The organism is Mesorhizobium sp. M1D.F.Ca.ET.231.01.1.1, assembly GCF_003999155.2.
Lineage (GTDB): Bacteria > Pseudomonadota > Alphaproteobacteria > Rhizobiales > Rhizobiaceae > Mesorhizobium.
Genome location: NZ_RZOZ02000001.1, coordinates 1,197,735 through 1,224,081 on the forward strand (window position 1 = coordinate 1,197,735; position 26,347 = coordinate 1,224,081).

The window sequence follows — 26,347 nt, forward strand, 5'->3', positions numbered from 1 at the left end:
CTTCTTCTGCACCGTATCGTTCTTGCGCAGACGCAACGGCATGGATTCTAGGGTCTGCACTCCGCTTCGCTTCGTTACGCCCTAGAATGACGAAGTCGCGGATGCGCGAGCGGCTAGCGCGGAGCCGTCCTCACCCCATCGGCAGTACCGGCCAGAACTCCATGATCCGTCCCGCTGAGAACACCGCGATCGAGCCAAAATGCTGTAGCACCGCCTCGCTCTGCGTCGGCCGCAGGAAGGCGTAGTCGCCGGGCTTCACCTCCGTTCCGGCAGGAAGGCCCATGAACTGCTGGTTGGACGACAGCCCAATCAGGCCGTTCGGCTTCATGCCTTCGGGAAACACCGGCTCGGCCATCCACTTGCCGCCATAGAGATAGCAACCCTTGCGGGGAAAAAGGCCGAGCGCCTGCAGCGTCCCGGAAACCGCGGCCGGGCCAGGCAGCACCGGATCGATCGCCTTCAGGATCAGCGTCGCGATGAAGGCCGCTGGCTGGAAGCCATGGAGGCCAGGCGTGTCGAAATCCTTGGGCAGCACGAAGGCCGAGCCGATCGAGATTTCGTTCGCCGCCCCGCCTGCGTGCAGCAGCGCCGTCTTCGAGCCCCCGATGTTGAGGATGCGCCGCTGGTCCGCACCAAGGACAGCGACGAATTCCGCGGCCTTGGCCGAGGCTTGCTTCAGCGCTTTTTCAGCGCCGCCGAACAGTCCGGGAATCTCCGGGGCATGCGCCTCATAGGCCATGATGCCTTCGCAGCGCAGGCGCTTCGGTATCGTCAGCGCCTTGATCTCGGCCGGACTGGCGAAGCCGCCGCGATGCAGGCCGACATCGACCTCGAAGGCGAAGCGCAGTTCGGTGCCGAGTTCGGCGGCGAGCGCGCTATATTCGGCCAGCCGTTCGGCCGTGTCGATCAGCCAGCAGACGCGGGACCAGCCGGCGCCGCCCCCGGCAAGCGCGGCCTTGGCTGCGCCCGCCGGCATCGGTTTTCCATAGAGCAAGTCGCCCTTGGGGAAGGCGTCGAGCACGGCTTGCGTCACCGGCGGATGGAAGGTCATGAAGCGGTTGGCGCCGAGCGTTTTCGCGATATGCGAAAGCAGCGGCAGGCAAGGCAGCGACTTGTCGACCAGCCGCACGGCAAGGCCGGGCGCCAGCCTTTCCCTCACCAGCGCGATGTTGCCATCCAGCCGGTCGCGGTCGAGCACCAGGCAGGGCCGGAAGATCTCCGCCGCCTTCAGCGCCTTCGACAACTCGGCGAAATAGGCGCTCATTGGCGGATGCCAAAAGGACCGGGCTCGATGCCGAACAGGCCGGCCATGTAGGGCGACACGAAGCGGTTCTCGGGATCGATGTCGCGGCGCACGGCCATCGCATCGTCCCAGCGCGGATAAAGCTTCTTGAAATCCGCCGCCTTCAGGCTGTGCATCTTCCCCCAATGCGGCCGGCCGCCATACTTGCGGAAGATCGGCTCGGCCGCGCGCATGAAAGGCAGCGGATCGCTCGCCGCGTCGTGGTGGATGGCGATCGAGCAGGTCAGCCTCTTGTGGAAGGGCGAGAGCCAGAACTCGTCCGGCGCCACGGAGCGCACCTCCATCGGGAAATAGACTTCCGGAAAGTGCTTTTCGGTCAGCGCGATGATCTCGGCCAGCGCCTTCGGACCTTCCTCGTAAGGCAGGTGGTATTCCATCTCGTTGAACCTGGTCTGCCGATCGCTGACATAGACGTTGAGCCAGTCCTGCACATAGTCTTCCGCCGGCACTTTCTTGACCGCGCCCTTGATCAGCGCACGGCGCAGCGACGGCAGTCGGCGCAACGCTGTGCGCAGCTTGCGCAAGGTCGCCAGGCCCGCCTCGTCGTCCTCGGTCGGTCGCGGCGTCGGCTGCGCATCGCTCAGGTCGCTGGCGATGAACTGCGCATAGCCGGAAAACGGAATGTAGTAGAACTCGGCCGAACGGTGCGCGGCCATCATCGTCTCGAAGTCGCGCAGCATGTCGCCGATCGGCAGCACCCATTTGCGACGGCGCAGCCGATAGGTCGCGATGTTGTTCATCGTCACTTCGGTGAGCACGCCGAATGCGCCGAGCGCAACGCCGGTGGCGCGGATCATGTCCTGGTCGCGCGCCCTGTCATATTCGCGCAGTTTTCCTTGCCCGTCGACGAACTGAACCGTCTCGAGCTGCGTGTGATAGGCGCCGAGCGCCGGGCCGGAGCCATGCGTGGCGGTGCCCAGCGCCCCGCCGATCGCCTGGCGGTCGATGTCACCCATGTTGGGCAGGCCCTGGCCGATGCCTTCCAGGATGTGCATCAGGGCGCCGAGCCGCGTACCTGCCCTCACCTTTGCCCGATTGGTTGCGGCGTCGTGCGAGACCAGCCCTTCGATCTTCTCCAGCGAGACGATGGTGCCGTCCGACTGCACCAGCGGCGTGAAGGAATGGCCGGCGCCGGCGACGCGCAGCGGACCGGGCGCCGAGCGCACCAGATCGGCCAGATCGCCGGCGTCTGCGGGCGTCGCGATGAGCTTCGGCGCGGCCTTCACCAAGCCCGACCAGTTGCTCCAGGAGTTCGTCATCGCGCTCGCCTCCATCAGGATGTTACGCGTCGCCGCGCGACCAGCATGAAGACGCCGAGCAGCGCCACGCTGGCCAGCGCGCTCCCTGCGGCGAATTCCGGCACCGGACGGAAGTTTTCGCCGTCGATCAGCTGGGAGGCCGCGATCGGGCCGATGGCGAGACCGAAGAGCTGGGCTGCCGGCACCAGCAATACCGCGTTTCGCGTCTCGTCGGCGGTTATCGCCAGCCGGATCTGGTAGGGTACGATGAAGAGCAGGATGAAGCCCATCACCAGCGCCACCGTCCAGAAGATCGAGAGTCCAGGGCCGGAAGCAAGCAATAACGAACACAAGACCGCGATCGTGCCGATGACGGTTATGGCGAGGCGATAGTCGATGCGCGCCTCGAAGGCAGTCGCGGTCATTGCGCCCACCACCTGCGCGGCCAGGCTTGCCGATACCATCAGGCCGACGGTGCTGCCGTCGATGCCGAATTGCGCCCCGAGCGGTTCGAGAAACGCCCAGACCGCGCCGAAGAAGATGGAGTAGCAGAAGATCGAGAGCAGCGCGGTGATCGCGGGCGCAGTCAGCACATTGGAAAAATGCTCCTCCTTCGGCAGATCGGCATAGTCGTCCGGCACCGTCCAGGCGACGGCCAGCGACAGGAGGCAGACGACGCCCAGCAAGACGAAGCCGCCGGCGGAGCCGGCGACAGGCACGGCATAGAGCGCAAGCAGCAGCGCCAGCGCGCATTGCGCCAAGGTTTGCAGCGTGACGAAATAGCCGCCGATGCGCTCGGCCCGGCGCGAGCGGGCAATCAGCTCGGTGGCGACGGCGACAAGCCCGCCCTCGGCAAGGCCTGCGAGGATGCGCGCGCCGATCAGCGCATTGGGGCTTTCGGAAAAAGCCGTCCAAAAATTGGCGAGCGCGAGCACGACCAAAAGCACAGCGCTTTTCCAGCGCATGTTGCGCGCCGGCAAGAGTATCGCCACGATGGCCGAACCGATGGCGATCGCGATCATCTCGGCGGTGGCGACCAGCGCCAGCTGGTCGCCAGTGACGTGGCCCTCGGTATAGAGCGCGCCGAGCAGCACCGGCTGCAGGCCAAGGATGAGCAGGCCAACCGATCCGATCCACAGCGCCGAGGCAAGCTGCAGGCCGGTCGGGTTGCCGACCAGCCAGTCGCCCTCTTCCGCACGTCCGGCATCGGTGACAGTCACGAGACGCTCCTCCCTTGCAGCCCGATCAAAAAACTGACAAGTTGTCAGCATTTTCACGAAACTGATACTTGATCATGTTTTTTGTCAACCGCAAATTCGCACGTGTGTGAAAGATTTGGCGCATGACGGAAGCAAGGCGAACAGCGACGGAACCGCGGCGCAGGCCGAAACAGGAGCGCAGCCGCGAGCGTATCGATGCGATTCTCGCCACGACCATGCGGCTGATCGGCGAAAAGGGCATCGACGCGGTGACGATGAAGGAAGTCGGCGCGCTGGCCGGCGGCCCGATCGCCACCGTCTATCACTACTTTCCCTCGAAGTCGGCGATCCTGGCGATGCTCTACGAGCGCTTTTCCGAGGAAAGCCGTGCCCGCTTCGGCGCGATCATGGCCGACATCCGTGGGCTGGACGACGTGACCGCGGCCGCCGACCGTCTGCTCGACGACTATTATGCCCGCGTCGCCGCAGACCCGGCGATCCAGGATCTGCAGAACGCGATCCAGGCCGACAAGGCCCTGCAGCATCTCGACATCGCCGAGACCAGGTACCAGGCCAAGATGTTCTGCGACCATGTCGGCCCGCTGATCGAGCCCGAGAATCGCGAGGCGTTCGAGCGCGTCGTGTTCCTGATCTTCCAGCTTGCCGGCGGCGTCGTGCGGCTGGCGCTGACGCAAGACGAGGCGGAGGGACGGCGCACGATCGAGGATTATCGGTCGATCATCCACGCGCAGTTGAGGCTGTTTTTGTAGCTTGCGGATCTGTGACGATCGGAGACGTCGAGTTCCTCCGCGCCCCCCTCGGTCCTACCAGACATCTCCACCACTTGAGCGGAGATTGGCTGCTTCAACGGCGCTCTCCCACAAAGTAGCTTAGCCAGCGCCACATCACCGCCAACACGGTGGGGCCGGGCGCGATCGCCACCGACTTCAACGGCTGCCATGTGCGCGACGACGCCGAGATCAACCGCGTCGTTGCCGGGATGACGGCGCTCGGCCGCGCCGGCGTCGCCGACGACATCGGCCGATGATCGCCTCGCTGCTGTCCGACGACAACCGCTGGGTCAATGCGCAGCGCATCGAGGTGTCGGGCGGCATGAATATCTAGGTGACCTGACGGATCAGTCCTTCGAAGCCGTCGGCGAGGTTGGCATTGCCGGCGGCGATGAAGGCGGACAGGTTGCGGGCACGGCCGGGCGTCTTGTTGGCATCTAGCAGCACCGCCCTGCCCTCATGCATGACGAAATCGAACTTGTCGTAGTCGAAGCCGAGCTCGCGCCTTAGCGCGCGAAGCTCGTCCGGCACCGACACCGCTTCGCGGCGGATTGTGTCGTCGCCCTTGACGAGTGGCTGCGGCGAGACATGGCGCGTGCAGCGCTCGCGCTCGCCGCAGAACAGCCAGAAGCGGGCACCGAAGCCGTCCGGCTCCGGCTCGGGAATGAACTTCTCGACGACCAGATCCTGGCGTCCGAAGACCTCGATCGGAACGTCGGCGAGCGAGGCATGGATCTCGTAGCTGTCGAAAGGTTCGACGCCGGGAAACGGCTCCGGCCTGCCGGCCCGCCGCGCGCGGTTGTTCAGTTGCTGTTCCGGCGTTCCCCAATGGTTGAGGCTGCTCTTGACGATGACCGGCCCGTGCCAGTGATCGTTTCGGCCGATTGCGGCGCCACTGATGCGGCGTTTCGAAATGTCGGCGGCGCCGAGGTTGAGGCAGAAGGGAAAGCGGCGCGCATAGTCGACATAATCGGGCGGCGTCACGGTGGCGTCGAGATGCAGCACCGCGATGTCGGCGGCGGGCTTCGCTGACGTGCCGCGCAGGATCCGGACCGAATGGCCGCGGCGCTTCAGCTCCTCCAGCAGGTCGAAGAGCATATATGGGCTATCACGGCGCAGCAGCAGCCCGCGCCGGCTCTGAAAGCGGTCATATTCGTGCGTGATGACGGCGATGCGTGCCATGCGCCCCCTTGGCTTCTCGAGCGTCCTCGATTATTCGATCGAATACAACGCGCTAACCAGCCCAGGGTTTGCATGACAGAACACTGGAATGCAATTCGCAAACACTGGCAGTTGCTCGGCTCGCCGCTGCGGCCGCCGGCTCAGGTGGTCGAGGCCTATGAACGCGAGCTCGAGCTTTCGCAATCGCAAGTCGTTATGCTCGGGGTGACACCGGAACTCGCCGGGCTTGGCGCCACAATGACGGCGGTCGACGAGTCCGCCGACATGATTGCCGGCATCTGGCCGGGCGACACCGATACCCGCCAGGCGGTGCGCGGCGACTGGTTCGAGCTGCCGTTTCCCGGGGCAAGCATCGATGCGCTGATCGGCGATGGATGTCTCTCGGTCATCGGCGGCACCGAAGCGAGACGAGCGCTTTTTTCGGCGGTCGGGCGAGTGCTCAAAGCCGACGGCCGCGCCGGCATCAGGCTTTACGCCTCTCCCGGAACACCGGACGACGCGAAGGATGTCCGCGCCCTGACGCTGAGCGGCGGCGTCTCGACCTTCCACGAGCTCAAATGGCGCGTGGCCATGACCGCAACCGGCGACGCGCCCGACCACATCATACCGGTGAGCAGAATCCTCGAACAATTCGAAGCACTGTTTCCCGACCGCGCGGAGCTTTCGGCACGTACAGGGTGGGAGCTGCCTGTCATCGGCACGATCGATGTCTACCGGAACTCCCCGGCCATCTACAGCTTTGCGCCGGTGAACGCGCTTGCCGAGGAGGCCGAGGCGTATTTCGGCGATGTCGCCATTGCCTCGACCGGCATATATGGGCTCGCCGAGCGCTGCCCGCTGCTGGTGCTGCGGTCGCCGAGACGCCGGGAATGACGGGCAAGATTGCGCGTCCGTGCCTCGCAACAGCCGGCGCATTCCTCTGCGGGGTTCCGCGCGAGAAAAATTTCGCGCCATCACCCCCTCGCGCGCGCCTTGACTCTCGCAACCCAGCAGCCTATCTCAGCGCCACGTTAGCACTCGCCTTAGGTGAGTGCTAACTCATATCCGGCATTGCCGGATGGAGGAACAGTTCTCACCGTTCTCATTCGAGGAAGACAAGATGGCAAAGTCCAAGTTCCGCCCGCTTCATGACCGCGTGGTCGTTCGCCGGGTCGAATCCGAATCCAAGACCGCCGGCGGGATCATCATCCCGGATACGGCGAAGGAGAAGCCGCAGGAAGGCGAGATCATCGCCGTCGGTTCCGGCGCCCGCGACGAAAGCGGCAAGCTCGTTCCGCTGGACGTCAAGGCCGGCGACCGCGTCCTGTTCGGCAAGTGGTCGGGCACTGAAGTCAAGCTCAATGGCGAGGACCTTCTGATCATGAAGGAATCCGACATCATGGGCATCATCGGCTGAATTTCGGCCTCTCTCCATCAACTGAATTTTCGGGCTCTCCGCGAGCCCCTGTCAGGAGCTAAAACATGGCTGCAAAAGACGTAAAATTCTCCCGCGACGCCCGTGAGCGCATGCTGCGCGGTGTCAACATCCTCGCCGACGCGGTGAAGGTGACCCTCGGCCCCAAGGGCCGCAACGTCGTCATCGACAAGTCGTTCGGCGCGCCGCGCATCACCAAGGACGGCGTCACCGTCGCCAAGGAGATCGAGCTCGAGGACAAGTTCGAGAACATGGGCGCGCAGATGGTGCGCGAGGTCGCCTCGAAGACCAACGACATCGCCGGCGACGGCACGACCACCGCGACCGTTCTCGCCCAGGCGATCGTCCAGGAAGGCAACAAGGCGGTTGCCGCCGGCATGAACCCGATGGACCTCAAGCGCGGCATCGACCTCGCCGTCGGTGAAGTCGTCACCGCCCTCGGCAAGGCCTCCAAGAAGATCAAGACCTCCGAGGAAGTCGCCCAGGTCGGCACGATCTCGGCCAATGGCGACGAGTCGGTCGGCAAGATGATCGCGGAAGCGATGCAGAAGGTCGGCAACGAAGGCGTCATCACCGTCGAGGAAGCCAAGACCGCCGACACCGAGCTGGAAGTCGTCGAAGGCATGCAGTTCGACCGCGGCTACCTGTCGCCTTACTTCGTCACCAACGCCGACAAGATGGTCGCCGATCTGGAAGACGCCTACATCCTGCTGCACGAGAAGAAGCTCTCCAACCTGCAGGCCATGCTGCCGGTCCTGGAAGCCGTCGTTCAGACCTCGAAGCCGCTGCTCATCATCTCGGAAGACGTTGAAGGCGAGGCTCTGGCCACGCTGGTCGTCAACAAGCTGCGCGGCGGCCTGAAGATCGCCGCCGTCAAGGCTCCGGGCTTCGGTGACCGCCGCAAGGCCATGCTGGAAGACATCGCCATCCTCACCGGTGGTCAGGTCATCTCGGAGGACCTCGGCATCAAGCTCGAGAATGTCGGCCTCAACATGCTCGGCCGCGCCAAGAAGGTGTCGATCTCCAAGGAGAACACCACCATCGTCGACGGCGCCGGCAAGAAGGCCGAGATCCAGGGCCGCGTCGCCCAGATCAAGCAGCAGATCGAGGAGACCACCTCGGACTACGACAAGGAGAAGCTGCAGGAGCGTCTGGCCAAGCTCGCGGGCGGCGTCGCGGTGATCCGCGTCGGCGGCGCGACCGAGGTCGAGGTCAAGGAAAAGAAGGACCGCGTTGACGACGCTCTGAACGCGACCCGCGCGGCCGTGGAAGAAGGCATCGTCGCCGGCGGCGGCGTCGCGCTGCTGCGCGCTTCGGCCAACGTCAAGGCCACCGGCGCCAATGCCGACCAGGACGCCGGCATCAACATCGTTCGTCGCGCGCTGCAGGCTCCGGCCCGCCAGATCGCGGCCAACGCAGGTGCCGAAGCCTCGATCGTCGCTGGCAAGATCCTCGAGAACAAGGCTGCGACCTACGGCTTCAACGCCCAGACCGGCGAGTATGGCGACATGATCGCCATGGGCATCGTCGACCCGGTCAAGGTCGTGCGCACCGCTCTCCAGGACGCGGCCTCGGTCGCCGGCCTGCTCGTCACAACCGAAGCCATGATCGCCGAGGCTCCGAAGAAGGAAGCCGCCGGCGGTATGCCGGGCGGCATGCCTGGCGGCGGCATGGGTGGCATGGGCGGCATGGACTTCTAAGAAGTCCATAAAGCACGCCCATCAACTAACATTGCTCAAGCCCGCAAGCGGGCTTGAGTGGCGGCATGGACTTCTAAGAAGTCCATAAAGCACGCCCATCAACTAACATTGCTCAAGCCCGCAAGCGGGCTTGAGTGGCGGCATGGACTTCTAAGAAGTCCTGTCCCATCGCGAATAAGAAAGGGCGGCAGAAATGCCGCCCTTTTTCGTTAGGCTCGTTTGATTTTGCACTCGATGACCTTCGCCACGCAGTCGACTCACGCGCCCGCATCGTCGAGGCCACGAGTTATGCGAAGGAATAGGGCCTGGCGCGAAGAACCGCGCTCAGGCCCAGCCCGGCATCCCCCCGCCAAGGTTTGGATTCCGGGCAACTCGCCTTACCGCGTCGCTTTAGCGCGCGACCCTGTTGAGCTTCACGAAGGTCCTGGGGCTGCGCTGGATCGTCTGGAAGATCACGCAGTAGCGGTCGGTGAGCTCCATCAATTGCGTCAGCCGGTTCTGCGGAGCGTCCGTCTCGATGTCGAAGCGCAAGCGGATCTCCTCGAAGCCGACCGGGACGCCCTCGGTGACGCCGAGCGTGCCGCGAAGATCGACATCGCCCTCGGCTGAGATTTCGGCCGACTTGATCGGAATCTCGAGCACGGCGGCTGCCGCCCGCATCGAGACGCCGGCGCAGGCGATCAGCGCCTCCAGCAGCATGTCGCCGGAGCAAAGCTCCTGCCCGCTGCCGCCGGCCTTCGGATGGATGCCGGCCAGCGCAAGGCCGCGGCCGGTCTCGACCTCAGGTCACGTGTGAGTCGTCGGCGCTGCCCTTGGCCTTCAGCGTAAGAAGCGCCGCCCGGGCATCCCTGCGATATAGATCCTTGATCGGCTCCTGCGTGGCGCGAAATGTCGCGATGTCCATGCATGTTCTCCTGTCGTTGAATGTGATCCCTGGAAATCGTGGGTCATCGCCTTGGAACTACTCAGGCACGCTCACGCCGGAGCCGCCCAGCTCGGCAGGAAAATCCTTCAGCTTTGGCAATCCGTCCTTCATCGGCAGGACCGTCTCGGCGTAGTTGACGTGGACCCCCGGCGCGAATTCCAGCGTCGGTATCGTGGCCGCGTAGACGTCGACCAGGCCGAGCGGCGGATGATCGGTCATCAGATGGCCGCCGCATTTGGTGCAGAACCGGCGATCGCTCATCGCCGACTTCTCGAAGCCGGACAGGAATTCCGCGCCCCTGGTGACCTTGACGTTTTCCGGCTTCCACAGCGTGAAGGCGTTTACGGGAGAGGCCGACCACGACCGACAGGAACTACAATGGCAGTAGCCCATGGCTTCGGCCGATCCGTGAACTTCGATTTCCACGGCGCCGCAAAAACACCCGCCCTTATGTACCGTCATGACTTGCATCCTTCCTTGAGTTCGACTGCGCTCGAGCGCCCGACCAAGGACGCAACTCAGCACCAGTGCGGGTTTAAAGCTTCCGGCAACGAACGGAATGACGCGGCGTCCGCCTCACTTGACAGCGCGTCCGGAACTCGAATGGGATGTCGCGCCGGGTGGCCGCGCAACTTACGAATGGCCGGGGATGGGATGGCCGGGGACGCTCTGTCTGACCTGTTGAAAACGGTGCGCCTCACCGGCGCGACGTTCTTCGACATCGCGGCGCAGGACCCATGGGCGGTCTGCTCGCCCTCGCCTTCCTCGATACTGCCGAGGATACTGCCGGGGGCGGACCATCTGATTTCCTACCACGTGCTGACGACCGGCCGCTGCTTCGCCCGCATCATCGGCAAGGAGGCGATCCCGGTGGAAGCCGGCGAGGTCGTGGTCTTCACCAACAGCGACCCGCATATCATGTCGAGCACGCCCGACCTCGGGGCCGATCCGCCGACGGCGGATGTCCTCGAAATCGCCGCCGCCAGCCAGACGCCGTTCCCGATCAATTACGTCAAGGACGGAGCGATGTCGGCGCGGCTTGTCTGCGGCTATCTCGCCTGCGATGCCCTGCCCTTCAATCCGCTGCTCGAAGCGCTGCCGCCGGTCATCAAGGCCGGAGACGTAGAGGGCGATGGCGGCTGGCTCGGCCAGTTCATCAAGCTGGCGGTGTCGGAGGTCGCGGAAAAGCGCGCGGGCAGCGAGACGGTGCTCACCAAGCTCAGCGAACTGATGTTCGTCGACGTGCTGCGCCGCTATGTGGCGTCGCTGCCGCCGCAGCAAACCGGCTGGCTGGCGGGCCTGCGCGATCCGCATCTGAGCAAGGCCCTGGCGCTGATCCACGACCGGCCGGCGCACAACTGGACGGTGGAGGCGCTGGCGAAGGAGGCCGCGCTGTCGCGCACGGTGCTCGCCGAACGCTTCACCAGGCTCGTCGGCATGCCGCCGATGCACTATCTCGCCAAATGGCGCATGCAGATCGCCTCGGAATTGCTCAGCGCCGGCAACAGCAATGTCGCCAGCATCGCAGCCGAGATCGGCTACGAATCCGAGGCGGCATTCAGCCGTGCCTTCAAGAAGATGATCGGAGTCCCGCCCTCGGCCTGGCGTCTGGGTGTTCGGCCTGCGCCCGGTTCCGGAAGCGGCGAGGCTTCCGAAACCAAAGGCACGGATTGAGCTAGCGATCCGCCAGCGCCAGCTTGGCGCCGAGCATGACGAAGGCGGCGGCGAAACTGCGGCGCATCCAGGTCAGCACCCTTGGCCGCGACACGATATGGCCGCGGACCGAGGCGGCAAACACGCCGTAGACGGCGAAGACGACGAACGTCATCAGCATGAAGACGCCGGAGAGCTCCAGCATCTTGGCAAAAGCGTGCGGCTCGGTGGTGCTGACAAATTGCGGCAGGAAGGCAAAGAAGAAGATCGACAGTTTCGGGTTGAGGATGTTGACCAGGACGCCGGAGGTGATGACCTTGCCGGTCGAGCGCGGCGCGACGTTCTCGTCGATGCTCAAGCCGCCCCGCTCCTTCAGCGTGTTCCAGGCCATGTAGAGCAGGTAGGCGACGCCGAGATACTTCAGCGTCTCGAAGGCGACGGCGCTGGTGTGCAGCACAGCGGCGAGGCCGGTGACGGCCGCCGCCATGTGCGGGATGATGCCCAGCGTGCAGGCGAAGGCAGCGATGATCGAGGCGCGCGCGCCGCGTGAGAGGCCGGCGCTCAGCGTGTAGAGAACGCCGGTGCCGGGCGAAGCGACGATGATCAGCGACGTCAACAGGAATTCGATGCTCACGGTTTCCTCCACGGTCCAGCCCGCGCGGCAAGGTATCGGGAGGTGTGAAGCTCGGCAAGCGGGCGCCGGTTCCTCGCCCCCATGAAATGGGGGGAGAGAAATTAGCTGACCGCCAGCCCATGCGCCGCCCTTGCCATCAGGCAGTCGCCGCCGCCCGGCATGCAGGCGCGGCAGACATGCGGGCGGATTTCGTAGATCGCGCAGGCGGTCCCCTTGCCCACCTCGCCGCGAAGCGCCGAGCAACGGCCGCCTTCGCAGCGCATGCCGGACTGATCGGCGGCAACCAGCTCTTGCGGGATGCGGTCGAGTTCCGCGTCCTCTTCAGTCGAGAAGCGCGGCCAATCCGCCGAATAGGCGCAGCAGGCGCCGCAACTCTGGCAGTCGAAGGCGGTCGATGCGTCGGTCAGGGTCAGGAAGGAATGGTCGTACGGCAAGGCGATCCTCGTGCTGCCTGTGCCTCTAGCACAGAGACGGGGAATCCGCCTGTCTCGACCGGACAAGATTTTTTTGATTTTGCCGGGAACCTTTTTGCCGGCTTCAGGTTTTATCCCTGCTGTCGGCGATTCACGAGCAATCTGGAAGAGTTGACAGCAAAAGACGCCTCCCGCGCCGTAAAAAGCGCGAGAGGCGTTTTCTATCGGGCCTACATGATGGTGCTCATCATCGGCAGGATTTCATAGCGGAAGCCGCGGCCTGAACGCGCAACCGGATCGCTCTCGGTGACGGCCCTCGCCTCGGCCACGCTGCCGACGCGCAGGATCAACAGGCCCCAGGGCCCGGCCGGATCGGCGACCGGGCCGGCGATCATCATCGTGCCGGCGCGAAGTTGGTCGCGCAGAAAATCGGCATGCGCGTTCATCAGCGCCCTTTCCTCTTCCGTCAGGGTGAAGGCGAAATCCGGCCGCGGCGGGATCAACCGGCAATGAAAGACCGAAGGCGGTTTTGCACCGGCCTCCTTGGCAAGGAAGTCGCCGAGCCAGCCAAGCACCCGCTCCCAGCCGGAACCGTGGTCGCGGCAGGAGTCTGGGCGCGCGCCGAAGCCGTCATGGCGCAGCGTCAGCCGCGTGCCGTTCTCGACCGCTTCCAGCGTGTATGTGACGGTGGTGACGTGATCGCCGTCCCACGGCGCTATCCAAGTCATCACCAGGCGACGCGGCGGCTCGACCTCGAGATATTCGCCGCCGACATGGAAATCCTGGCCGTCGGCGCTCCTCCCCTCCGAGCGCCAGGCGCCGCCCGGCCGGACATCGGCCGTGTGCTTCGTCGTCCGGTACATGTCGTCTGCGCCCCACCAGAGTGGGATCTGGTCCTCGGCGGTGATGGCGCGAAAGACGCGCTCGGGTGGAACCGCTACAGTCACCGTGGCGAGGATTGTGCCCGCCGAAACGTCCGCGATCGCGCGCGGCCTGTCATTGCTCGCCATCACTCGTCCTCCAGATAGGATTTCAGATTGCCGAGGCTTTGCTGCCAGAAGTCGCGGTAGGGCAGGATCCAGTCGGCGACGTCCTTCAATTCGGCCGGCTCCAGCCGGTAGACGCGCTCGCGGCCGCGCCGTTGCTCGGAGACGACGTTGAGCTCGCGCAGGATCCTCAGATGCTTGGAGATGGCCGGACGGGTCTGCGAGAAGGCGGAGGCCAGTTCGTTGACCGGCGCCGGCCCCTGCCGCAGCCGGTCGAGTATGGCGCGCCGCGTCGGATCGGCAATGGCGCGGAAGACGGAACGGTCCTGTTCAGCCTGCGGCATAATGCGTATCCATTTGGTTACGTATTATGCTGAATTGCGGTGGCGGTCAATCGTCCTCGAACGGCGCCCTATTCGTTGATCGACGGCTCAGCGCTCCTGATCGGTCGGGCGGATCAGGATTTCGTTGACATTCACGCGCGGCGGCTGGCTCACGGCATAGAGGATGGCGTTCGCGATATCCTCGGCGGTCAGCGCTTCCATCGTGGCGAGACGGTGCTCGAGCCCGGCCTTGAACTCCTCGTTGGTGATGTGGTCGCCGAGTTCGGTGCGCACCAGGCCGGGCTCGATGACGGTGACGCGCACCTTGTCGGCATAGACCTCGCGTCGCAGCGACTCCGAGAAGGCGACGACGCCGAACTTGGTCGCCGCATAGCCGCTGGCGCCGGGGTTGGCGACGCGGCCGGCCACCGACGACACGTTGACGACATGGCCCTTTGAGGCTTTGAGGTGGGGCAGCGCTGCCTTGGTGGTTCCCATCAGACCGATCAGGTTGAGCTCGATCATGCGGCGCCAGTCATCGAGATCGGCTTCGGCCGCGGGCGCAAGCAGCATGACGCCGGCATTGTTGACGAGGATGTCGAGCCGGCCCCATTCGGAAACGGTCTTGTCGACCATGGCGGTGATGTCGCCGTCCCTGGCGATGTCGGCTTCGATGGCGAGCGCGGAGCCGCCGGCCTTCTCGATACGGCTGACCAGCGTCGCGAGGCGATCGATGCGGCGGGCGGCCACGGCCACCTTGGCGCCGGCGGCTGCAAGTGCGGCGGCCGTCGCTTCGCCGATGCCGGATGAGGCACCGGTGACGAGCGCGACCTTACCCGAGAGGGAGGAATTTGCGGATGTCATGAGATCTCTCCAGGTGCCCGCCTCCCCTCCACATAGGCCACGCAGCCCGTTCTTGAAGTCTGCCATCAGAGCAGTTGACGCAATCGCGACCAAACCGCCGCACCCTGAAATTGCCCTAGTCCTGCTCGTGCGGTCCCGGCTCCGGCCAGGGCTCCTTCGCCGCCTGCGCGTACCAATACCGCATCGCCGGCGTCGCCAATACCGCATCGACATAGGCGCGGGTGACGGGCGCAAGCTCGCCGCCATAGGTGTCGAAGCGGGTGACGATGGGCGCGTACATGGCGTCGGCGGCGGTGAAATGGCCGAACAGGAACGGGCCGCCCTGGCCATGCTGCTCGCGGCACTGCCGCCAGATCGCCTCGATGCGGGCCCGCTGCATCTCGCCCTCGGCATCGAGCGGCTTATGCGCTTTCGGCCGGCGCAGGTTCATCGGCCAGCCATAGCGCACCTCGCGGAAGCCGGAATGCATCTCGGTCGCCACCGAGCGCGCCAGTGCGCGGGTGCCGAGATCGTCCGGCCAGAGCTTCTTTTCCGGAAAGAGATCGGCCAGATATTCAAGGATCGCAAGGGTTTCCCAGACGATCCTGCCATTGTGATTCAGCACCGGCACCAGCCCGGTGGGCGAGACCTTGGCGAGATTGGCGGCGGTCTCGGGCGTGCGCAGGCGCACGAAACCTTCCTCGAAGGGTATTTCCAGGTGCCGCATCGCCACCCAGGGCCTGAGCGACCACGAAGAAAAACATTTGTTGCCGATGTAGAGGGTGAATTCGCCCATGGTTACCCCGATCCGGACTACGACACCAAGCTACCCGCTTCGCCTCGCCGCCGAAAGTCTCCGCCGCGACGTGGCAGGCCGCACGGAACCCGCAGGGCAATCGTTCCGTTTTAGAGACGGATGCGGTTCTCGCATCCGTCTCTTGTTCCAGACCCAGGAGATGCGGACATGGTGAACAGGGATCAAGTCGTCGGGCTTGCCAAGCAAGTGAAGGGCTCGGTCAAGCAGGCGGCCGGCAAGGCCACCGGCAGCAGGCGGATGCAGGTGGAAGGCGTATCCGAAAAGATCGCCGGCAAAGTGCGCAAGGCCTATGGCGACGTGAAGGACAAGGCCCGCAAGATGCTCTGATCCGTTCCACCCCTGACGAGGCCGGCGCGCGGTCCGTGCGCCGGCCTCTTCGTCGTTTCAAGCAGCCGACTGCGCCAAGAGGACCGGTAAGCTCGAGCAACCGCCTGGAGGCGCGACCCTTCCCCAGAATTCAGGTGGCCCAGCCTTTGGCGAAGGCATTGGTGAAGACGACCTCGCCGTGGTCTCCAGCCGCCTCGCCTAGGACCACGTCCATGTGGCCATCGGTCACGCGCGCCAGCGCGAACCCGCCCATATAGGCGGCTTTCGGCTTGACGAGATCGAGCCCGTCGCGCTGGTAGATCATCGGCAACGCGTGCTGATGGCCGTGGAAAATCGCGATCACATTGTAGCCCTTCAGCGCGGCGATGAGCGCCTGGCGGTCGGCCTCGCCCCACCAGTGCGGCCGGCCGGCGCCGTCGTCGTCATAGGTACGCATCACCGGGTCCCAGCGTTCGATCGAGAAGGTGTCCCAGCCATAGTGCTGGAACAGGATCACCGGGCGGCCGTCGGCGGCATAGGTCGCCAGATCCTGCTTCAGCCAGGGCAGGCTGTTCACCGCGCCATGACCGGCATCGCCGGCGAAGCGATGCGTCTGGACGAGATGCAGGCCGCCCCAGTCCCAGGAATAGCAGTCGGTGTCGACATCGTAGTTGGTCGCCGGCACCGGCGGCTTGAAGAAGACCCCGGGGCGATGATTGACCTCGACATAATCGCGCATCTCGCGGCGGTACCAGTCGACATGGCGCTTCGGTCCATTCTGGTCGAGATCGTGATTGCCGAGACCGACATAGACCGGGATATGCACGCGATCGGGGCCGATGCCTTGCTGGTAGCGCTGGCTGAACTGCAGAAGCTGCGTGCCTTCGCTCGGCTGGGTGATCTGGCCGCCGCCGTCGTCGGTGATGTCGCCGCCGGTGACGAGGCCGAGCGGCGTGCCGATGCGCCGGCCGGCCGAGCGCAGGCCGGTGGCCGCGCCGTTGATCTCGGCAGGCCACTCCTTGTCGTCGATTGCGTTGAGCGCCGCGACATTGCGCAGCAAAGCAGCGTCGGTCTTGCCCTCCTGCTCGCAATGCGGGCTCAGGCCGCTCGCCATGCGGCAGGCATGGACATCGGCGATGAACAGGAAGGTGGCGTCGATCGATTGGATGCGGCGGCCGGTCTGAGCGAAGGCGCAGCCCGGCAAAACGCAAGTCGCGGCAAGGCCAGCCGCCTGGCCCAAGAAACCGCGGCGGGACAAGAATGCCGAGGTCAGGCGATTCATCATCGCCCGATTGAACATTCTCAGCGCCAGATCGTCCAGATCGGCGCCCCCTGGACTTTTTCAAGCCTTGGTTGAATCGTGAAGGGCGCTTGGGTCGACAGCACGGTGAGGCTCTGTCATTCCTTGCAGAACGCACCCACTGGAGGAAGGCATGAAACCCATGACGACCGGCATGGCGCTCGCCATGCTTGCCCTCGCCGGCACCGCCAAGGCTGCCGACTGCGTCGACGCCAAATCCGCCAAGGCCGGTTTCGTGTTGGAAAAGCCCGGCATCCGCAGCGAGTTCCGGCCGACGTCGGGCGGCATGATCGCGGTCGCCAACAACTACCAGTCGCAGTCGCCGCAGACGCAATATCTCTACGGCGGGCTGATCGAGGTGTTCCGCGACAGCGACACCGGCCGGCTGTCGATGATTCCGCTCGGCGACCTCAAGAAACTGTTCCCGCTGAAGGCGGGCGCCAAGAGCAAGACCGAGTTCGTGCGGCTCTCGTCAAAGAAGGCGCCGAAGGGCACCGAAACGCTGGCTTTAGCCGTCAAGGGCAAGGAGACCTACAAGCTGGGCGACTGCAAATACAACGTGCTGACGGTGAACGAGACGCTGACCGGCGATTCGGGCGCAGTGATCGACAGCTTCACCGCGCTCTATTCGCCCGACCTGCAAGCGGTGCTGGCGCGGCGATACGACGAGGGCACGAGCGCGCAGAGCGAAGTGGGGTTTGAGAGGATCCAGCCGCTGAAGGAGTGAGGCCGACTTTACGGCATCGAGGGACGATCCTTGACAGCCGGCTCGTCCCGCCGGCATCAGCGGATGGTCTGCCGCCGCAACACCCTGCGGCGCCGCCTGGCCGCCGCACCGTTCCGTGATGGCGGGGGCTCGGCCCGCCGCAGCCCGTCCAAGCAATCCCGCAACACGCTGGCGTCCTGCGCGGTCTTGGCCATCGACATGGCGCCCGAATAGGCGGCGACGGTGAGCGCCGCGAAGCGACCCGGATCGGTCCCGCCCTCCCCGCCGCCCTCTTGGTCGGTGCGCACCTTGTCGGCGATCGCCCGCCGCCAGCCGGCGAAGATGTCGGCCAGCGCAATACGAAAATCGGCATCAGCGAGCGACAGCTCATGTGCCAGGTTGTTGAGCGGGCAGCCGCGCACATAGCCCTGTCGCTCGAGCTGCGCCGCAACCGCTTCAAACACTGTGCGCACCCCTTCGCGCGCCGAGGGCGCCGCCCGGACCGGCTCGACCCAGGTCTCTTGAACCGCTGCCGCCACGCGCTCGTCGATCACCGCCAGCGCCAGCGCCTTCTTGGTCGGGAAATGGTGGTGCAGCGCCCCGCCGGTAACGCCGGCCGCCGCCATCAGATCGCCGAGGCTGGAGGCGTGATAGCCGCGCGCCTGGAAGGAGTCCTCCGCCACGTCGAGCACGCGGCGGCGCATGCCTTCGGGGTCGTTGGTACGCTTTTTGCCCATCGCCATCTCCTCCTTCTCCACAGGGGAAGAAGCGAAGAAAAAGATATCAGATTGACAAAACAGGACAACCGGTCTGTTTTACAAACAGGACAACCATCCTGTTTTGGAGCCGACAATGAACCTTGCTCGAAACGAAACCTCGCTCCGTCTGGCATCGCCGGTTGTGGAACTCAGGCAATACACATTGAAGCCCGGCAGGCGGGAAACGCTGATCGCGCTATTCGACCGGGAATTCGTCGAAACGCAGGAAGCGGTCGGCATGACCATCATCGGCCAATTCCGCGATCTCGACCGCCCCGACATGTTCGTCTGGCTGCGCGGCTTCGAGGATATGGAGGCAAGGAGGAACGCGCTCACCGCCTTCTATGGCGGACCGGTGTGGGCCGACCACCGGGACGCCGCCAATGCGACGATGATCGATTCCGACGATGTGCTGCTGCTGAAGCCGGCATGGAAGGGCGCGGAGTTCAACCTGTCGGGGCTGAAACGGACGGCCAGCGAAATCGGAAACAGGAGCCAGGATGGCCATTTAGACGGCATTGTTGAGATAAAGGTTCATCATTTGCGCCCGGGCATAGAAGCTGACTTTGCCGAGCGTTTTCGGGCGGAAGCGGTTCCGCAACTCACGGCAAATGGCGCACGCCTGCTCGGCGCCTTCGTCAGCGAGCATGCCGAAAACACCTTTCCCCGGCTGCCTGTGCGAGCCGGCGAAAATGTCTTCATCTGCGTTACCGGTTTCGACGACGAGACCGCCCATGCCCGTTGCAGCGCTGCTTCGCGCGAGACCACGCAGGTCGATCGCACAAGGCCGGTCGAGACGTTGCGGCTGACGCCGACAGCTCGATCGCTGTTGAGGTAATCACGCTTCCCCGTTCCGAAACATCCCGGCGATTGCACCGGCGATAAAAGCCGGGTCCTCCCAGTGCGGGTTGTGGCCGCAATGCTCCGCCAACACCACACGTGAGCCGGCGAGCGCCTCAGCCAAAACCTGCTGGTGTGCCTGCCCGAAGAGCGGATCGCAGGCGCCCGCTATGATCAGCGTCCGGGCCCGCACGGCACGCGCCGCGGCCCCCAGATCGGTCCGGCGAATTTCTTCCAGGATGGCGCGCCAGCGGGCCGCAGGCATCGCCGAAGCGTCCTTTGCCATGCCGGCAAGAAAGGCCCGCGGCACGCCGGGCCCGCATTGATGCCACCAGTCATAGAACGGATCGGCCGGCGAGATCGGATCGCGTAGCGCCGCCACACCGGCCGCCAGCGGATGGTCCGGCTGGAAATCGGGCTTGAGCGTGCCAGCCACGACAACCAGCCCGCCGATCAATTCCGGATGCTGCGCGGCTAGCGCGATCGACACCATGGCGCCCAGCGAATGGCCGACGACGACCGGCCGTTCGAGCCGCAGGCGCCGGATCAATCCGGCGACATCGTCGGCGAGGTCAGCGATGCCAAAGCCCCTGCCCGCCTGCGAGGCGCCGTGGCCGCGCAGGTCCGGCATCACCAGCCGCCGACCGGAAAGATGCGGCGCCAGCAACGAGAAGCTGCGGCTGGTGTCGGTGAAGCCGTGCACCAGGACGAACGGTGGCTCCGAACCGGCGATCTCGACATAGGCGAGATCGAGGCCACCGACATCGGCGAACCGCTTGCGGCCGGCCCAGGCGCCCTGCTCTGCCTCCTGCTCCGGCAGATCCAATGCCGTCGGCCTCACAGTCCAAGCTTTTCTTTCACCGCGGCGAGGCCGGGCTTGCCGTCGAAGGTGGTGACTCCGTCAAGCCAGGCATCGAGCCGATCCTTGTTCAAGGTGATCGACTTCAGCGCCCCTTCCTCCGGCTTCATGCCGTCATTGATGAGGTAGCCCATGCCGACATTCTCCAGATCGATGTCGAACGTAAGGTTCTTCAGGAACTGCGCGACGTTCGGGCACTCCTGCAGAAAACCTTTGCGCACCTGTGTCGTCACCGTCGCGGCGCCGAAATTCGGGCCGAAGAACTTGTCACCGCCGGTCAGGTACTTGAACTCGTACATCGTATTCATCGGATGCGGCGCCCAGCCCTGGAAGACGATGAACTGCTTCTCCTTGATCTCGTAGCCGACCTCCGAGAGCATGCCGGCTTCGCTGGATTCGACCACCTGCCAACCGTCGAGCTGGAATTGAGGGTCGGCGATGGCGTCCATCATCAGCTGGTTGGAGCCGGGCTCGATACCGTACATCTTCTTCCCGAATTTATCGGCGAATTTGTGCAGGTCCGACAGGTCCTTGACGCCGGCTTCCCAGACATAGGTCGGCACGGCGAAGGTGTATTTGGCGCCGACTAGATTGACGCGCACATTCTCGATCGAGCGGTCCTTCTTGTAGGGTTCGTAGTAGGTGACCATGGCCGGATCCCAGTAGCCGAGGAACAGGTCGAGGTCTTTGTTCTTCATGCCTTCGTAGATGACGTTGATGCCGAGCACCTCGCTTTGCGGCTCATAGCCGAGCGCCTGGAGCAAGACCTTGGCCGCGCCTGTGGTGAAGGCGAGGTCGTTCCAGCCAGGCTCCGCCATGCGCACCACCCTGCACTGCTCTGGCTCGGCCGCATAAGCCGTTTGAGCGGCCACCATCAAGGCAGCGAGACAGACGCCATTCGCAAGCATGCGCAACATTCCGGTTCTCCTCATCGACCTGTCTTGACCTATAGGTCTATTTATTGTCCCATTGGTCAATCATTGATCTGAGCGGACGAAAATGTCAACATGGATTCCCGATGCATGGATCGATCCGGTGAAACTCACGCGTCTCAGCGACATACGCCGCAAGGAGTTGCGGCAGGCGGCCTTCGCGGTGCTGGAGCGCGAAGGCATTGCCGGCGCGACACTGGAAAAGGTCGCGGCCCAGGCCGGCGCTTCGAAAGGCATCGTGCTGCACTATTTCCGCAACAAGCAGGAATTGTTCGAGCACGCGATGCGCGAGGCAAACGCGGTGCTGTGCAACGCAGTGGTGGCACGGCTCAAGCGGGCGCGGACGCCGATGGAGCGGCTGGACGCGGTGATCGAGGGCAATTTCGAGGAGCATCTGTTCCTGCCGCCGCTCTGCCATGCCTGGCTGTCGCTCTGCGCCGAGGTGCCGCGCGACGAGAAGCTGGCGCGCATCCAGAGGGTGATCCACGCGCGCATGCGCTCGAACCTATTGTCCGGCCTGCGCGGGCTCGCATCGCCGGAGGCGGCCAACGAGATCGTGCTCGGCGTCACGGCGCTGATCGACGGGCTGTGGCTGAGGCTCGGCCTGCAGCCGGGCAGCGTCACGCGAGAACAGGCGGTCCGCCAGGTGAAGGATTATGTCGCGGGGCGCCTCGCCCTGCGCCAGCCGGCACCTGTCGACCTGGCCTCGGCCGGATAAACCCGGTCCTACACGCCGGCACCGTCCGCGCTATCCCAGTCCTTGAATCCGAGCGCCTCGACCTCGGCGAGGATCTGCTCGCGGATCCAGCGATGCGGCGCCTCGTCGTCGTGGCGAGCGTGCCAGTACATCCTCACCGCTGGTGACGGGATCGCGATCGGCGCCCGATAAATGCCGATCGGCAGGGATTTTGCCGCCGCAACCGCGAACTGCGTTGGAACGGCGGCCAAATAGGGTCCGCCCGCCACGGCCAGCGCGACGGCCTGGAAGTGCGGCAAGGCGAGCGTGACGCGACGCACCCGGCCCATCCTGCCCAGCGCGTCGTCGGTGAAGCCCGACATCGAGCCGTCGATGGAGCGCAGCGCGTGCGGCAATTCGCAGAACAGGTCGAGCGGCACCTGCTTGCCCTGTGCGATGCCCGCTTGGCGAAGCGCGGCGTTGTCTTTCGCCGCGATGATAGCAAAGGGCGAGCCGAACAGCGGCACGCTGGAAACCCAGTCGGCAACCTCCAGCGGGCGTTCCAGCGCCGCGTCGATCTGATCCTCCTGCAGCAGCCTCGAGACGTCGCCGATAGCGCTGTCCAGAAAGCGGAATGATATGCGAGGCGCAACCGCCGCGATGCGCGCGGCCAAAGGCGGCATCAGGAGCATGGAGAAGAAATCGGCGCCCATGAAGGTGAAGGTTCGCTCCAGCCTGGCCGGATCGAAGTCCGTCGCCGGCTGGAAGGCGCGCTCGATCTCGCGCAGCGCCGCGCGCACCGGCTCGGCCAGGCTTTCGGCGCGCGGCGTCGGCACCATGTCATTGCCGCGGCGCACGAAGAGTTGGTCGTTGAGCGCATGGCGCAGCCGGTTGAGCGCCGCACTCACGGCGGGCTGACTGAGGCCGATCTGCTCGCCCGCGCGCGTCACGCTTTTCTCGCGCAAAAGCGAGTCGAGGACTCTCACCAGATTGAGATCAAGCGCTTTCAAATTCATCGCATCAATTCAGCCCATACGATCATTCGATTTCCACCGCCCGCCCGTCCTTGATTAAGTCGCCGTCGAAGCCGCTTCGTCGGCGCACCCAACAAAGGAAGAGCAGTGATGACAATGATCAACACCGCAATCGCAGGCAAGGAACTCCTTTGGTTCAACAACACGCTCGTCGCCATCCAGATGTCGTCGGCTGACGGCGAGGACGGCATCTGCGTCATCGAGCATCGCCTGCCCCATGGCGATTCCCCGCCGCTGCATGTGCACCGCAACGAGGACGAGGTGTTCCACATCCTCGAGGGACAAATGCGTTTCCAGATCAACGGCCAGGAGCGGATCGTCGGTGCCGGGGAGACCGTCATCGCGCCGAAAGGCCTGCCGCATACATTCAAAGTCGAATCCCCGGAAGGCGCGCGCACGCTCACCGTCACGCGCGGTTCGGATTTCGAGACGATGGTGCGCAAGGCAAGTCGGCCCGCCGAGCGGCCGGACCTGCCACCGGCGGCGGCGCCGACGCCGGAGATGATTGAGACGCTGACAAGGCTGTGCGCGGAGAACGGCATCGATATCGTTGGAGCGCCGATGGGTGGCTGATCTCCCCCCTTGTGGGGGAGATGGCCGGCAGGCCAGAGGGGGGCGCTGTCCCGCCAGCCTTCCGCTCCTGTTCGAACGCAGCCGAAAGGATTGTTGATGCGCAATCCCGAGCCGGCGTGATCCGTAACCTCGCCTTCCAGACGCCGCGATCCTTCGCGCCCCCCTCTGCCCTGCCGGGCATCTCCCTCACAAGGGGGGAGATCAGCTGCCCTTCAAACGATTTGCATCCTGCCCGCCCGCAATCTCCGCTTGATGCCATTTGTGCAACGCGATACGCCCTTGCGCAAATCGACAGACCGGAGACTTGCCGTGAGCGCTGCAAAGACCAGAACCGAGACCGATACGTTCGGTCCCATAGAGGTGGCGGCCGACCGCTATTGGGGCGCGCAGGCGCAGCGTTCGCTGGGCAATTTCAAGATCGGTTGGGAAAAGCAGCCGGCCTCGATCGTGCGCGCTCTGGGTGTCGTCAAGCGCGCGGCGGCCGAAGTGAACATGGAGATGAAGCGGCTCGATCCCACCATCGGCAAGGCGATCGTGGACGCCGCGCAGGAAGTGATCGACGGCAAGCTCAACGACCATTTCCCGCTGGTCGTCTGGCAGACGGGCTCGGGCACGCAGTCCAACATGAACGCCAACGAGGTGATTTCGAACCGGGCGATCGAGATGCTCGGCGGCGTGATGGGCTCCAAGAAGCCGGTGCATCCCAACGACCACGTCAATATGAGCCAGTCGTCGAACGACACCTATCCGACGGCCATGCACATAGCCTGCGCCGAGCGGGTCGCGCATCATCTGATCCCAGCGCTCCATCACCTGCACAAGGCGCTCGACGCCAAGGCCCGCGCCTTCAACCACATCATCAAGATCGGCCGCACCCACACGCAAGACGCCACCCCGCTGACGCTCGGCCAGGAGTTTTCCGGCTATGCCGCCCAGGTCGCGTCTTCGATCAAGCGCATCGAGCAGACGCTGCCAGGCCTGCAGGAGCTGGCGCAGGGCGGCACCGCGGTCGGCACCGGCCTCAACGCGCCGGTGGGTTTTGCGGAAAAGGTAGCGGACCGCATCGCTGCCATCACCGGCATTTCCTTCGTGACGGCGCCGAACAAATTCGAGGCGTTGGCGGCGCATGATTCCATGGTGTTCTCGCATGGCGCGATCAACGCGGCGGCGGCTGCGCTGTTCAAGGTCGCCAACGACATCCGCCTGCTGGGCTCCGGCCCGCGCTCCGGTCTTGGCGAGCTGTCGCTGCCGGAAAACGAGCCGGGCTCCTCTATCATGCCTGGCAAGGTCAACCCGACCCAATGCGAGGCGCTGACGCAGGTCTGCGTGCAGGTGTTCGGCAACAACGCCGCGCTCACCTTCGCCGGCAGCCAGGGCCATTTCGAGCTCAACGTCTACAACCCGCTGATGGCCTACAACTTCCTGCAGTCGGTGCAGCTGCTCGCCGACGCCTCCGTCTCCTTCACCGACAATTGCGTCGTTGGCATCGAGGCGCGCGAGGACAACATCAAGGCGGCGCTAGAGCGTTCGCTGATGCTGGTGACGGCGCTCGCCCCCACCATCGGCTACGACAACGCCGCCAAGATCGCCAAGACCGCGCATAAGAACGGCACCACGCTGCGCGAGGAAGCTTTGGCCACCGGGCTGGTCAGCGAAGCCGACTACGACCGGCTGGTGCGGCCCGAGGATATGACGCATCCGGGGTAAGCGCTGGTTCGTATCCTTGGGCTGTGAAGCATTTGGCGGCGGGACAATTTGCTCCCGCCATCGAACATTGCGACATCAATTTCGCGCCAACCGGGCGATCACAGGAACATAGAACCTGTGAACAATGTGTCGCCGCATAGACAGCTTTGGTGAACAGTCTTCATCGTCTATCTGACTGGACATTCAACCCACTCGGAGACTCGCCATGTCCATCAACACTTCCGCCGCCGGTGCCGGCGCCGCATCGAACAATTCCACCACCATCCTGCTCGGCCGCATCCTGCTTGCGGTCATCTTCCTGCTGTCCGGGTTCGGCAAGCTCACCGCCATTTCCGGCACCGCCGGCTACTTCGGCGCCCTCGGCCTGCCCGCGCCGACCGCGACGGCCGTTGTCGTCGGCCTGATTGAGCTGCTCGGCGGCCTCGCCATTCTCGTCGGCTTCCAGACGCGCATCGCCGCCTGGGTGCTCGCCATCTTCACGATCGCCACCGGGCTGGTTGCTCACACCGGCTGGGCCGATCAGATGCAGATGATCCAGTTCCTGAAGAACCTGGCCATCACCGGCGGCTTCATCCTGCTCGCCTCCTCCGGCGCCGGCGCCTACTCGATCGACGCCAAGCGCGGCTGATCTTTGCTTGACGCAATTCCCGGCGAAAATAGTTTCCCGGAATTGTTCCCGGCCTTTCCTCCCAGGCCTGAATGAAAAGCGGCGCGGAATTTTCCGCGCCGCTTTTTCGTTTTCTCGACGGCTGGCGTAAACTGCAAAGGCGGGCGCAATTCCGAAAGGAATGCCTGCAAGGGAGGCTGCAATGTTTCGCAATGCACTGCTTCTTATCTCGCGGCTGCTGTTTGCCGCGCTGTTCGTGCCCTCGGGCTTTCAGGCGCTCGCCAACATCGCCGGCACGACCAGCTATTTCGCCGGCCTCGGCCTGCCGCTGCCGACACTTGCCGCTTGGGGCACCGGCCTGTTCGAGTTGATCGCCGGACTGCTGATCCTGGTCGGCTTCCAGACGCGGATCGCAGCGCTTCTGCTTGCCGCCTTCTCCATCGTCGCCGGTTTCATCGGCCATTACGGCCAAGGCGCCGACGACGCCACGCTCGCTTTCATGCACCAGCAGATGCTGATGAAGGACATTGCCATTGCCGGCGGCTTCCTGGCGCTCGCGATGGCCGGCGCCGGCGCCTGGTCGGCGGATGGCCGCAGCTTCGGAATCGGCGCCGAGGTGACGTGATCC

Annotated in this window: 30 protein-coding genes and 2 pseudogenes; 15 read left to right on the top strand and 17 right to left on the bottom strand. The window is 64.7% G+C overall.

Annotated elements, in window-relative coordinates; all coding sequences use genetic code 11:
- Window positions 1-130 precede the first annotated feature (130 nt).
- Genes EN874_RS05955 through EN874_RS05965 form a run of 3 tightly spaced genes read right to left on the bottom strand, consistent with a single transcriptional unit; the run spans window position 131 to window position 3,761 of the window.
- On the bottom strand, window positions 131-1,264 hold the full coding sequence (locus tag EN874_RS05955; RefSeq protein WP_127424420.1) for an alanine racemase: 1,134 nt from the start codon (window positions 1,262-1,264) through the stop codon (window positions 131-133).
- Window positions 1,261-2,562: a D-arabinono-1,4-lactone oxidase gene (locus tag EN874_RS05960; protein WP_127424421.1), complete on the bottom strand. Its 1,302-nt coding sequence runs from the start codon at window positions 2,560-2,562 to the stop codon at window positions 1,261-1,263. Before EN874_RS05960 ends, EN874_RS05955 begins: the two co-directional genes overlap by 4 nt.
- 14 nt (window positions 2,563-2,576) lie before the next feature.
- A complete protein-coding gene (locus EN874_RS05965) occupies window positions 2,577-3,761 on the bottom strand; it encodes an MFS transporter (protein ID WP_168247372.1) in 1,185 nt (394 codons plus the stop codon).
- A 122-nt stretch (window positions 3,762-3,883) separates the two neighbouring features.
- On the opposite strand from EN874_RS05965, the gene EN874_RS05970 reads away from it, so the two are divergent.
- Window positions 3,884-4,510 carry a TetR/AcrR family transcriptional regulator gene (locus tag EN874_RS05970; protein WP_127424423.1) on the top strand — a complete coding sequence of 209 codons (627 nt, stop codon included), beginning with the start codon at window positions 3,884-3,886 and terminating at the stop codon, window positions 4,508-4,510.
- A 143-nt stretch (window positions 4,511-4,653) separates the two neighbouring features.
- Window positions 4,654-4,865, top strand: a pseudogene (locus tag EN874_RS05975) (SDR family oxidoreductase); the annotation flags it as partial.
- Here EN874_RS05975 and EN874_RS05980 read toward each other — a convergent pair.
- Complete coding sequence (locus EN874_RS05980) at window positions 4,862-5,713, bottom strand: hypothetical protein (protein ID WP_127424424.1); 852 nt, start codon at window positions 5,711-5,713, stop codon at window positions 4,862-4,864. The pseudogene EN874_RS05975 and the gene EN874_RS05980 overlap by 4 nt on opposite strands.
- 72 nt (window positions 5,714-5,785) lie before the next feature.
- Here EN874_RS05980 and EN874_RS05985 point away from each other — a divergent pair, with 72 nt between their 5' ends.
- The 3 genes from EN874_RS05985 (at window position 5,786) to groL (ending at window position 8,827) form a co-directional block, all read left to right on the top strand.
- Complete coding sequence (locus EN874_RS05985) at window positions 5,786-6,586, top strand: class I SAM-dependent methyltransferase (protein WP_127424425.1); 801 nt, start codon at window positions 5,786-5,788, stop codon at window positions 6,584-6,586.
- Window positions 6,587-6,812: 226 nt separating this feature from the next.
- A complete protein-coding gene (gene groES / locus EN874_RS05990) occupies window positions 6,813-7,109 on the top strand; it encodes a co-chaperone GroES (protein ID WP_040975262.1) in 297 nt (98 codons plus the stop codon).
- A gap of 65 nt (window positions 7,110-7,174) precedes the next feature.
- Window positions 7,175-8,827 (top strand): chaperonin GroEL, encoded by a 1,653-nt coding sequence (groL, locus tag EN874_RS05995; protein ID WP_127424426.1) that lies wholly within the window; start codon window positions 7,175-7,177, stop codon window positions 8,825-8,827.
- Window positions 8,828-9,217: 390 nt separating this feature from the next.
- Here the strand turns inward: groL and EN874_RS06000 are convergent.
- Together EN874_RS06000 and EN874_RS06005 are read right to left on the bottom strand one after the other, a co-directional pair.
- Window positions 9,218-9,731: pseudogene (locus EN874_RS06000) on the bottom strand (OsmC family protein).
- Between the two features lie 57 nt (window positions 9,732-9,788).
- The gene (locus EN874_RS06005) at window positions 9,789-10,214 is read right to left on the bottom strand and encodes a GFA family protein (RefSeq protein ID WP_126084505.1); all 426 of its coding nucleotides are present in this window, start codon (window positions 10,212-10,214) and stop codon (window positions 9,789-9,791) included.
- A gap of 192 nt (window positions 10,215-10,406) precedes the next feature.
- On the opposite strand from EN874_RS06005, the gene EN874_RS06010 reads away from it, so the two are divergent.
- Complete coding sequence (locus tag EN874_RS06010; protein ID WP_168247373.1) at window positions 10,407-11,426, top strand: AraC family transcriptional regulator; 1,020 nt, start codon at window positions 10,407-10,409, stop codon at window positions 11,424-11,426.
- Window position 11,427: 1 nt separating this feature from the next.
- On the opposite strand, the gene EN874_RS06015 is transcribed toward EN874_RS06010, so the two are convergent.
- The 6 genes from EN874_RS06015 to EN874_RS06040 all read right to left on the bottom strand — a co-directional run bounded on the left by EN874_RS06015 (window position 11,428) and on the right by EN874_RS06040 (window position 15,400).
- On the bottom strand, window positions 11,428-12,039 hold the full coding sequence (locus EN874_RS06015) for a LysE family translocator (RefSeq protein ID WP_127424428.1): 612 nt from the start codon (window positions 12,037-12,039) through the stop codon (window positions 11,428-11,430).
- 101 nt (window positions 12,040-12,140) lie between these two features.
- Window positions 12,141-12,473, bottom strand: a complete 333-nt coding sequence (locus EN874_RS06020) for a YkgJ family cysteine cluster protein (protein ID WP_245513466.1) — start codon at window positions 12,471-12,473, stop codon at window positions 12,141-12,143.
- Between the two features lie 209 nt (window positions 12,474-12,682).
- The gene (locus EN874_RS06025) at window positions 12,683-13,462 is read right to left on the bottom strand and encodes an SRPBCC domain-containing protein (RefSeq protein ID WP_127424429.1); all 780 of its coding nucleotides are present in this window, start codon (window positions 13,460-13,462) and stop codon (window positions 12,683-12,685) included.
- Complete coding sequence (locus EN874_RS06030; protein ID WP_126084510.1) at window positions 13,462-13,782, bottom strand: metalloregulator ArsR/SmtB family transcription factor; 321 nt, start codon at window positions 13,780-13,782, stop codon at window positions 13,462-13,464. Before EN874_RS06030 ends, EN874_RS06025 begins: the two co-directional genes overlap by 1 nt.
- 87 nt (window positions 13,783-13,869) lie before the next feature.
- The gene (locus EN874_RS06035; RefSeq protein ID WP_127424430.1) at window positions 13,870-14,625 is read right to left on the bottom strand and encodes an SDR family NAD(P)-dependent oxidoreductase; all 756 of its coding nucleotides are present in this window, start codon (window positions 14,623-14,625) and stop codon (window positions 13,870-13,872) included.
- Between the two features lie 115 nt (window positions 14,626-14,740).
- Window positions 14,741-15,400, bottom strand: coding sequence for a glutathione S-transferase family protein (locus tag EN874_RS06040; RefSeq protein ID WP_127424431.1), 660 nt, complete (start codon window positions 15,398-15,400; stop codon window positions 14,741-14,743).
- 168 nt (window positions 15,401-15,568) lie between these two features.
- On the opposite strand from EN874_RS06040, the gene EN874_RS06045 reads away from it, so the two are divergent.
- A complete protein-coding gene (locus tag EN874_RS06045; RefSeq protein ID WP_126084513.1) occupies window positions 15,569-15,748 on the top strand; it encodes a CsbD family protein in 180 nt (59 codons plus the stop codon).
- A 130-nt stretch (window positions 15,749-15,878) separates the two neighbouring features.
- On the opposite strand, the gene EN874_RS06050 is transcribed toward EN874_RS06045, so the two are convergent.
- On the bottom strand, window positions 15,879-16,967 hold the full coding sequence (locus tag EN874_RS06050) for a metallophosphoesterase (protein WP_245513467.1): 1,089 nt from the start codon (window positions 16,965-16,967) through the stop codon (window positions 15,879-15,881).
- Between EN874_RS06050 and EN874_RS34265 the strand changes: the two genes are divergently transcribed.
- Entirely contained in the window at window positions 16,851-17,084 is a 234-nt protein-coding gene (locus tag EN874_RS34265) for a hypothetical protein (protein WP_245513489.1), read from the top strand. The two genes, EN874_RS06050 and EN874_RS34265, sit on opposite strands and share 117 nt — an antisense overlap.
- Before the next feature lie 76 nt (window positions 17,085-17,160).
- The gene (locus EN874_RS06055; protein WP_127424433.1) at window positions 17,161-17,754 is read left to right on the top strand and encodes a hypothetical protein; all 594 of its coding nucleotides are present in this window, start codon (window positions 17,161-17,163) and stop codon (window positions 17,752-17,754) included.
- 56 nt (window positions 17,755-17,810) lie between these two features.
- Here the strand turns inward: EN874_RS06055 and EN874_RS06060 are convergent, their stop codons facing one another.
- Window positions 17,811-18,476: a TetR/AcrR family transcriptional regulator gene (locus EN874_RS06060; RefSeq protein WP_127424434.1), complete on the bottom strand. Its 666-nt coding sequence runs from the start codon at window positions 18,474-18,476 to the stop codon at window positions 17,811-17,813.
- Window positions 18,477-18,585: 109 nt separating this feature from the next.
- Here EN874_RS06060 and EN874_RS06065 point away from each other — a divergent pair, with 109 nt between their 5' ends.
- Entirely contained in the window at window positions 18,586-19,329 is a 744-nt protein-coding gene (locus EN874_RS06065; protein WP_127424435.1) for an NIPSNAP family protein, read from the top strand.
- Here the strand turns inward: EN874_RS06065 and EN874_RS06070 are convergent, their stop codons facing one another.
- Both EN874_RS06070 and choX read right to left on the bottom strand, forming a co-directional pair.
- Complete coding sequence (locus tag EN874_RS06070) at window positions 19,330-20,157, bottom strand: alpha/beta hydrolase (RefSeq protein WP_245513468.1); 828 nt, start codon at window positions 20,155-20,157, stop codon at window positions 19,330-19,332.
- 11 nt (window positions 20,158-20,168) lie between these two features.
- Window positions 20,169-21,107 (bottom strand): choline ABC transporter substrate-binding protein, encoded by a 939-nt coding sequence (gene choX / locus EN874_RS06075; protein WP_127424437.1) that lies wholly within the window; start codon window positions 21,105-21,107, stop codon window positions 20,169-20,171.
- A gap of 82 nt (window positions 21,108-21,189) precedes the next feature.
- On the opposite strand from choX, the gene betI reads away from it, so the two are divergent.
- A complete protein-coding gene (betI, locus tag EN874_RS06080; protein ID WP_127424438.1) occupies window positions 21,190-21,840 on the top strand; it encodes a transcriptional regulator BetI in 651 nt (216 codons plus the stop codon).
- An 8-nt stretch (window positions 21,841-21,848) separates the two neighbouring features.
- Here betI and EN874_RS06085 read toward each other — a convergent pair whose 3' ends face one another.
- Window positions 21,849-22,814, bottom strand: coding sequence for a LysR family transcriptional regulator (locus tag EN874_RS06085; RefSeq protein WP_127424439.1), 966 nt, complete (start codon window positions 22,812-22,814; stop codon window positions 21,849-21,851).
- Between the two features lie 108 nt (window positions 22,815-22,922).
- Between EN874_RS06085 and EN874_RS06090 the strand changes: the two genes are divergently transcribed.
- From EN874_RS06090 to EN874_RS06105, 4 genes are all read left to right on the top strand, one after another.
- On the top strand, window positions 22,923-23,405 hold the full coding sequence (locus tag EN874_RS06090; RefSeq protein WP_127424440.1) for a cupin domain-containing protein: 483 nt from the start codon (window positions 22,923-22,925) through the stop codon (window positions 23,403-23,405).
- 309 nt (window positions 23,406-23,714) lie between these two features.
- Complete coding sequence (gene fumC / locus EN874_RS06095) at window positions 23,715-25,112, top strand: class II fumarate hydratase (protein ID WP_127424441.1); 1,398 nt, start codon at window positions 23,715-23,717, stop codon at window positions 25,110-25,112.
- A 205-nt stretch (window positions 25,113-25,317) separates the two neighbouring features.
- Window positions 25,318-25,740, top strand: a complete 423-nt coding sequence (locus EN874_RS06100; RefSeq protein WP_127424442.1) for a DoxX family protein — start codon at window positions 25,318-25,320, stop codon at window positions 25,738-25,740.
- 181 nt (window positions 25,741-25,921) lie between these two features.
- Window positions 25,922-26,344 carry a DoxX family protein gene (locus tag EN874_RS06105; protein ID WP_127424443.1) on the top strand — a complete coding sequence of 141 codons (423 nt, stop codon included), beginning with the start codon at window positions 25,922-25,924 and terminating at the stop codon, window positions 26,342-26,344.
- Window positions 26,345-26,347: the final 3 nt, after the last annotated feature.

What these genes read in the sequence shown, in the direction of transcription:
- EN874_RS05985 (WP_127424425.1), top strand. Translation starts at nt 5,786, where the DNA reads ATGACAGAACACTGGAATGCAATTCGCAAACACTGGCAGTTGCTCGGC.
- EN874_RS06060 (WP_127424434.1), bottom strand. Translation starts at nt 18,476, where the DNA reads ATGGCGATGGGCAAAAAGCGTACCAACGACCCCGAAGGCATGCGCCGC.
- EN874_RS06045 (WP_126084513.1), top strand. Translation starts at nt 15,569, where the DNA reads ATGGTGAACAGGGATCAAGTCGTCGGGCTTGCCAAGCAAGTGAAGGGC.
- EN874_RS06005 (WP_126084505.1), bottom strand. Translation starts at nt 10,214, where the DNA reads ATGACGGTACATAAGGGCGGGTGTTTTTGCGGCGCCGTGGAAATCGAA.
- EN874_RS06105 (WP_127424443.1), top strand. Translation starts at nt 25,922, where the DNA reads ATGTTTCGCAATGCACTGCTTCTTATCTCGCGGCTGCTGTTTGCCGCG.
- EN874_RS06065 (WP_127424435.1), top strand. Translation starts at nt 18,586, where the DNA reads ATGAACCTTGCTCGAAACGAAACCTCGCTCCGTCTGGCATCGCCGGTT.
- EN874_RS06100 (WP_127424442.1), top strand. Translation starts at nt 25,318, where the DNA reads ATGTCCATCAACACTTCCGCCGCCGGTGCCGGCGCCGCATCGAACAAT.
- EN874_RS34265 (WP_245513489.1), top strand. Translation starts at nt 16,851, where the DNA reads ATGGACATCGGCGATGAACAGGAAGGTGGCGTCGATCGATTGGATGCG.
- EN874_RS05960 (WP_127424421.1), bottom strand. Translation starts at nt 2,562, where the DNA reads ATGACGAACTCCTGGAGCAACTGGTCGGGCTTGGTGAAGGCCGCGCCG.
- choX (WP_127424437.1), bottom strand. Translation starts at nt 21,107, where the DNA reads ATGTTGCGCATGCTTGCGAATGGCGTCTGTCTCGCTGCCTTGATGGTG.
- EN874_RS06010 (WP_168247373.1), top strand. Translation starts at nt 10,407, where the DNA reads ATGGCCGGGGACGCTCTGTCTGACCTGTTGAAAACGGTGCGCCTCACC.
- groES (WP_040975262.1), top strand. Translation starts at nt 6,813, where the DNA reads ATGGCAAAGTCCAAGTTCCGCCCGCTTCATGACCGCGTGGTCGTTCGC.
- EN874_RS05955 (WP_127424420.1), bottom strand. Translation starts at nt 1,264, where the DNA reads ATGAGCGCCTATTTCGCCGAGTTGTCGAAGGCGCTGAAGGCGGCGGAG.
- EN874_RS06035 (WP_127424430.1), bottom strand. Translation starts at nt 14,625, where the DNA reads ATGACATCCGCAAATTCCTCCCTCTCGGGTAAGGTCGCGCTCGTCACC.
- EN874_RS05980 (WP_127424424.1), bottom strand. Translation starts at nt 5,713, where the DNA reads ATGGCACGCATCGCCGTCATCACGCACGAATATGACCGCTTTCAGAGC.
- EN874_RS06030 (WP_126084510.1), bottom strand. Translation starts at nt 13,782, where the DNA reads ATGCCGCAGGCTGAACAGGACCGTTCCGTCTTCCGCGCCATTGCCGAT.
- EN874_RS06025 (WP_127424429.1), bottom strand. Translation starts at nt 13,462, where the DNA reads ATGGCGAGCAATGACAGGCCGCGCGCGATCGCGGACGTTTCGGCGGGC.
- betI (WP_127424438.1), top strand. Translation starts at nt 21,190, where the DNA reads ATGTCAACATGGATTCCCGATGCATGGATCGATCCGGTGAAACTCACG.
- EN874_RS05970 (WP_127424423.1), top strand. Translation starts at nt 3,884, where the DNA reads ATGACGGAAGCAAGGCGAACAGCGACGGAACCGCGGCGCAGGCCGAAA.
- EN874_RS06055 (WP_127424433.1), top strand. Translation starts at nt 17,161, where the DNA reads ATGAAACCCATGACGACCGGCATGGCGCTCGCCATGCTTGCCCTCGCC.
- EN874_RS06090 (WP_127424440.1), top strand. Translation starts at nt 22,923, where the DNA reads ATGACAATGATCAACACCGCAATCGCAGGCAAGGAACTCCTTTGGTTC.
- EN874_RS06085 (WP_127424439.1), bottom strand. Translation starts at nt 22,814, where the DNA reads ATGAATTTGAAAGCGCTTGATCTCAATCTGGTGAGAGTCCTCGACTCG.
- EN874_RS06040 (WP_127424431.1), bottom strand. Translation starts at nt 15,400, where the DNA reads ATGGGCGAATTCACCCTCTACATCGGCAACAAATGTTTTTCTTCGTGG.
- groL (WP_127424426.1), top strand. Translation starts at nt 7,175, where the DNA reads ATGGCTGCAAAAGACGTAAAATTCTCCCGCGACGCCCGTGAGCGCATG.